The 771-nt window shown below is 35.7% G+C and carries 1 protein-coding gene; it reads right to left on the bottom strand.

Going from position 1 to position 771, the window contains the following annotated elements; genetic code table 11:
* Nucleotides 1–34: 34 nt before the first annotated feature.
* The coding region (locus tag IDG60_RS27870; protein WP_206161009.1) for an MBL fold metallo-hydrolase at nt 35–771 on the bottom strand (737 nt) is incomplete at its 5' end.

A 771-nucleotide genomic window follows, 5' to 3' on the forward strand; every position in this document is an offset into this window, starting at 1 on the left:
ACAGCAGTGCCGAACTTTATAGGGTGACTCTCATTTATATTGTATATATTGGCGTTGGAATAGCTTTATCCGTATCACATAGCAATACTTCTTTTTCCGTATCAATATCGTGTTCGTTCAATACTTGACCAACACTCATACGCGCCAAATCTTTCATATTATTATCTTGTGATAAATGTGATAGGTAAATACGTTTCGTGTTGCCTGTAATCACATCCGTCATCGCATGGCCCGCATCCTCATTAGATACATGTCCCATATCGCCTAAAATACGTTGTTTCGTCTTCCATGGATAACGACACATTCTCAACATATCGACGTCATGATTACTCTCAAAAATAAACGCATCGCTGCCACGTATCATACCTTTCATACGATCCGACACATATCCCGTATCCGTTAAAATCGTAAACTTCTTATAGTTATTATGGAAAATATAAAATTGCGGATCTATCGCATCATGTGACACGTTAAACGATTCAACATCGAAACCTGCAATAGATTTCGTTTCATAAGGATTAAAAATGAATTTCTGATCCATAGGGATGCGACTATCTTTCTTTTCAATAGCTTGCCAAGTCTTTTCATTCGCATAAATTGGCAATTGATATTTACGCGCTAAAACACCTAAACCTTTAATATGGTCAATATGTTCATGGGTTACTAAAATACCATTTAAATCTTGAATATTACGGTCAATTTGACTAAACAATTCTTCCATTTTCTTGCCAGTCAAACCAACATCAACTAATAGACTACCTTTTTCATTTT

The sequence above is a fragment of the Staphylococcus sp. EG-SA-2 genome (genome assembly GCF_017152085.1).